A 6,133-nucleotide genomic window follows, 5' to 3' on the forward strand; every position below is an offset into this window, starting at 1 on the left:
ATCGACTGAAAGTCTGTACGATCGCCTGATTATCGGTATGATTGAATCAATGACGTGGCGATCGACTGACTGACTCTTTTAAGATACAAGGGGCGGGTTAACCAACAATAACTGCCTAAAACTAACAATCTCATAAACCCGCCCGCCCCAAGGACAAATATCAAAATCAGATTCACAATAAATGCACGAAACCCCACCAGAAACCACCCAAAATATCCTGTTAGAACTCAAAAACCTCTGTGTAAATTACGGAGGAATTCAAGCCCTGCAAAATGTGAATTTAACCGTAAATGCGGGCGAAGTTGTCAGTCTCATCGGTGCTAACGGTGCGGGGAAAAGTACGACATTGAGAGCAATTTCTAAAATAGTTAATTTGCGGGAAGGACAAATCATCTACAGCGGGCGCGATATTAGCCGCCGACAAGCTCACGAAGTGGTAAAATTGGGAATCGCCCACAGTCCAGAAGGGCGAAGGGTTTTGGCGCAGCAGACGGTGTTAACTAACTTGGAATTAGGGGCTTATGTGCGATCGGACTTCGCAGCCATCAAAGCCGATTTAAGCCGCCAATTCGAGATATTTCCGCGCTTGGCAGAAAGGCGGACTCAACTGGCAGGAACCCTTAGCGGCGGGGAACAGCAAATGCTGGCGATCGCCCGCGCGCTCATGAGCCGCCCGAAACTGCTATTATTGGACGAACCCAGTTTAGGCTTAGCACCTGCGATCGTCAAAGAAATTTTCGGAATCATTCAAAACCTACGCTCTACGGGCGTTACAATCTTGTTAGTGGAACAAAACGCCAATTTAGCACTCCAAATTGCCGATCGGGCTTACGTACTAGAAGCTGGTAACATTACCATCACAGGCATAGCATCAGATTTACTCAACAACGAACAAGTAAAGAAAGCATACTTAGGTTAATTCCGACATTTTTGGGTTCGTAGTGAGGACTTCAGTCCTCTTCATGAATCCCAAAAATCAGAGGACTCAAGTCCTCACTACAAACTTAACTACAAAATTATTATAGAGGATAAATTAATGCACAAAATAGCAGCTACGCCCGGAGGTTGGAACCCTCAAGCAGAAGGAGTAATTTTTATACAGCAAACCCCAGCACCAATCGTATTTATTAGTGCTGCTGACACTGACATTCAAAAACTCGCGGCCGCCGCATCCAAAATGCCACCCGAATTCCCGAAAGTGCGGGCCGTAAATCTGCTTCAGTTGCAGCAACAATTAACCATTGACACCTACGCCGAGGAAATTTTAGAACGCGCAGAGGTAATAATTTTAAGGCTGTTAGGCGGGCGTTCTTATTGGTCTTACGGATTAGAAGTTCTGCGGGAAACGGTGCAGAAAACTAATGCGGTATTGATTGTGATGCCCGGTGAAGATAGTCCAGATCCGGATTTAATTAGTCATTCTAATGTATCGCTGTCCGCAGTCAATCAACTGTGGCGCTATTTCACAGAAGGCGGAGTCCAGAATTTTGTTAATGCACTCAAGTTTACGGCTGACACTTGTTTGAAAACTGCTTATAATCCGCCTCTTCCTCAAACAGTTTCTCGGGTGGGAATTTATGATTGGGGAGGAAATACAACGGCTGGTTTTGAAACTGTACAACCAGATTCCGATCCCCCTAAATCCCCCTTAAGAAGGGGGACTTTGAACCCAGATTCCGATCCCCCTAAATCGCCCTTAAAAACCGAAACTTTGACCACTTCTTGCCCCCCCCTTCTTAAGGGGGGCTGGGGGGGATCTCCGGGTTTACCAACCCTTGCTAAAGTCGGGATTTTATTTTATCGCGCTCATTACTTATCGGGAAATCTATCACCTATTGATGCACTTTGTCAAGCATTATATGACCGAAATTTAGTACCAGTTCCCGTCTTTGTGTCTTCGCTGCGAGAACCGGATTTGCAAGTGGAATTGGTGGAACATTTTAAACCCAAAGATTCCGAACCAATTCAATTACTCATTAATACAACAAGTTTTGCAGTCTCGGGTTTCAACAATCTCGAACCGGAACAAAATAGCTTTAAATCCTTAGATGTTCCTATCTTGCAAGCAATCTTCAGCGGCGGCGGTTTGGAACAGTGGGAAACTGAATTACAAGGACTTTCGCCGCGAGATGTGGCGATGAATGTGGCATTGCCAGAAGTAGATGGGAAAATTATTACTCGGGCTGTTTCTTTTAAAGCTGTACAAACTTGGAACAGTGAATTAGAAACAGATGTGGTAGGATATGTCGCAGCGGACGATCGCATTTCATTCGTAGCAGACTTAACGGCGAATTGGGTGAAGATGAAGCAAACCCCCGCCGCCAACAGACGCATCGCCATAATTCTCGCAAATTATCCCACCCGCAACGCCCGCTTAGCTAACGGCGTTGGCTTGGATACGCCCGCTAGCTGTGTGGAAATCCTCAAGGCTATGCAGGAAGTCGGTTATCAAGTAGATAATATTCCCAGCAGCGGGAACGAGTTAATTGAAATGCTGATATCTGGCGTAACAAATGACCCGGAAGGACGGGAATTGCGCCCTGTAAATCAATATTTGGATTTGGCGGAATATCAAGAATATTTTGCAACTTTGCCGCAGCAAGTACAGGATGGAATTTGTAATAGATGGGGGTTAGCGACTGGGGAAAGAAGGACTGAAGTCCTTACTACGAACCTGGAAGGAAGGACTGAAGTCCTTACTACGAACCTGGATACGAATCTGTTTCCGATTCCGGGGATTCAATTCGGAAATGTGTTTGTCGGGATTCAACCGTCGCGGGGATACGAAATCGATCCGGCGTTAAATTATCACGCGCCGGATTTGGAACCAACTCACAATTATCTTGCTTACTATTATTGGCTGCGCGAAAAGTTGGGAATTGATGCGATTATTCATGCGGGAAAACACGGGAATTTAGAATGGCTTCCCGGTAAAAGTGTGGCATTGTCTAATAAATGTTATCCCGAAATCGCATTAGGCGCGCTGCCGAATTTCTATCCGTTTATTGTCAACGATCCGGGGGAGGGTTCCCAGGCAAAAAGACGATCGCAAGCCGTGATTATCGACCACCTCACCCCGCCGATGACTCGCGCCGAACTTTACGGGCCTTTGCAGCAGTTGGAAGCCTTAATCGATGAATATTGCGAAGCCCAAAGCTTAGATCCGTCGAGATTACCGATGATTCGCGATCGCATTGTAGCCCTTACCAACCAGGAAAATCTAGATAAAGACCTAGGTATCCAACTCAATAAATCGGAGTTTACCGAGTTTATCACCCGCACCGACGGTTATCTTTGCGAACTCAAAGAGTCCCAAATCCGCGACGGATTGCATATTTTTGGTCAATGTCCCCAAGGTAGACAGTTGCGAGATTTGATAATTGCGATCGCCCGCCATCCTAGCACAAATCGTTCCGGCTTAACCCGCGCCCTCGCCAAAGACTTAAACCTAGACTTCGATCCCTTAACCACCGCAGGCGATTTAACCGCAGAATTAGAAGCAAAAGCTGCTGAATTAGTAGATGATTTAATCAAAAACATCCGCGTCGATCCGCGTTCATCTGCGGTTAAAATAGGAGAAGCAACCCAACAAGAATTAGATTGGATTTCCAACTATCTTTTACCTTCACTCCTCCAAACAAACCAAGAAATTACTAACCTGTTGCGCGGACTAGATGGACGACACATCCCCAGCGGTGCATCCGGCGCGCCCACCCGCGGCAGACCAGATGTATTACCCACAGGTCGCAATTTTTACTCCGTAGATATCCGCGCTATTCCCACAGAAACCGCCTGGAGAGTTGGCAGAGTTGCAGCCGAAACTTTAATCGAAAGATACACTCAAGAAAATGGTGAATATCCGAAAACTTTGGGTTTGTCTGTGTGGGGAACATCGACTATGCGGACAGGTGGAGACGACATCGCCGAAGCCTTAGCATTAATCGGAGTTCAACCAATTTGGGATGGGCCTTCGCGCCGGGTTGTAGATTTTGAAATCTTGCCTGTTGCTGTTTTGGGGCGACCGCGCGTTGATGTTACTTTGCGGATTTCTGGCTTTTTCCGCGATGCTTTTTTTAATTTAATTGATTTGTTTGACTCGGCTGTCAAAGCTGTGGCGGATTTAGATGAATCTGCGGAAGACAATCCTTTAGCAGCACAAGTTAAACAAGAGATTTTGGATTGGGAATCGGCTGGTTTGAGTCGGGAAGATGCGAAAGTGCGATCGCAATTTCGAGTCTTTGGTTCAAAACCGGGGGCTTATGGTGCGGGGCTTCAGGGAATAATTGAAGCTCAAAACTGGACAGACGATGGCGATTTAGCAACAGCTTACATTAATTGGAGCAGTTACGCCTATACTTCCTCTAGTTCCTCAAATTTGCCTGGAGATGCAGCCGGAGTTCAACAAAGTGAATGGGGATGTTCGGCACCGGAAGCCTTTACACAGCGCCTCAGTCAAATGCAAATAGTTCTCCAAAATCAAGACAACCGCGAACACGATATCCTCGACTCCGACGATTATTATCAATTCCAAGGCGGAATGACTGCGGCAATTCGCAATTTGCAAGGGAAAAATCCTGAAACTTATTTCGGAGATAACTCGATTCCCGAAAATCCAAAAGTGCGACAACTCAAAGAAGAAATTGCGCGGGTTTATCGCAGCAGGGCGGTAAATCCGAAATGGATTGAAGGGGCGATGCGTCACGGTTATAAAGGTGCTTTTGAAATTGCCGCAACGGTGGATTTTTTGTTTGCTTACGATGCTACGGCGAATTGTGTTGAAGATTTTATGTATGAAGGAATTGCACAGGCTTACATTTTTGATGAAAAAGTTCAGGTATTTATTCAGGAAAATAATCCTTGGGCGCTGCGAGATATGGCGGAAAGATTGTTAGAAGCTCGCCAACGGGGGTTGTGGGAGAGTGCCAGTCAGGATATCCTTGATAAATTGCGATCGATCGCCCTGGAAGCCGAAGCAGTCATCGAATCCCACACAGAAATACGCAATTAACATCACCAGCCCACTTGCGGTAATATTTACTAATGTTTCGCGAACGGTGAAAGCTGTATGATTCGCCGCTACATTGCTACTCTGGGTACTAACATCTTAAAACGTACCTGCACCGCGATCGCTGCGATCGCCCTAACAACAGTCGGATGTTCGCCACCCAAGCCACCCAACACCGCAGCGACATCAAGCCCGATCGCATCATCCTCCGTCCTAACGCAGCCACCAACCTCTGTGTTAGCCAAAAACCCCAATAAACGCCAAAAATCCATCAGCGTTCCTTCCTGCGCCCAAAACGACCCATTTGGAGATTCAGTTAACTTTGCCACCAAGGCCGCCAATTTGGCTCAATCCGCCAATTCAAAACAAGAGTGGGACGAAGTAGCAGCCCAATGGGTGCAAGCCGTAGCCTGGATGCAAGCGGTTCCCCCCGGTAGTCCCAGGCGGGCGTTTGCTGAAAAAAAAGTAACCGAGTACATGAAAAATCTGGTTTATGCCCAACAGCAAGCGGGCGCAAGTCGATCGCAAGCCAGTACAGTCAGCTTCAGCAGCGATTTACTCGACGAACAGCTAGAACTATACCTATCCTACGTTGCAGCCGTCGGGCCGCCAGATGTTTTGATCGTCGGTAGTTCCCGGGCGTTGCAGGGCGTCGATCCCAAACAGCTAAAACAATCTTTGGCTGCTAACGGGAGTCCGGGTTTAAAGGTATTTAACTTTGCAGTCAACGGCGCAACTGCCCAAGTTGTTGACTTTCAACTGCGACGGCTGTTGAAGCCCGATTATTTACCTCAAATGATTGTCTGGGCGGACGGTGTGCGCGCATTTAACAGCGGCCGGGACGATCGCACTTTTAATTCGATCCTAGATTCTGAAGGCAACCAGCTTTTAGCAGCAGGCGTTCGCCCCAAACTCCCGTCTGGTGAACCTAACGCAATGCCCCAGTGTTACAGATTCCCGCAGTCCTGTAACACCGGTGGCGACGGCATTTTCCGCCGATCTCAAGCATCGGTCGATCGGGCTTTTAGCGGCGGGCAAGATGCCCACCCCACAGTCAAATTACTCAACAGTGGAACAGGCATCTTGCCTGTTGCTGACTGGGGCGGGCAAGATGCCCACCCCACAGTC

The 6,133-nt window shown here is 47.4% G+C and carries 2 protein-coding genes and 1 pseudogene; all 3 read left to right on the forward strand.

The features are described 5' to 3' along the window. The first annotated feature begins 181 nt into the window (after nt 1-181). Entirely contained in the window at nt 182-919 is a 738-nt protein-coding gene (locus tag JGK22_RS32215; RefSeq protein WP_293314480.1) for an ABC transporter ATP-binding protein, read from the forward strand. Between the two features lie 117 nt (nt 920-1,036). Further along, nucleotides 1,037-5,008 (forward strand): cobaltochelatase subunit CobN, encoded by a 3,972-nt coding sequence (gene cobN / locus JGK22_RS32220; RefSeq protein WP_293314482.1) that lies wholly within the window; start codon nt 1,037-1,039, stop codon nt 5,006-5,008. A 57-nt stretch (nt 5,009-5,065) separates the two neighbouring features. Continuing rightward, a pseudogene (locus JGK22_RS32225) lies at nt 5,066-6,133 on the forward strand (hypothetical protein); the annotation flags it as partial.

The organism is Microcoleus sp. PH2017_08_TRC_O_A (assembly GCF_020738665.1).
GTDB lineage: Bacteria > Cyanobacteriota > Cyanobacteriia > Cyanobacteriales > Microcoleaceae > Microcoleus.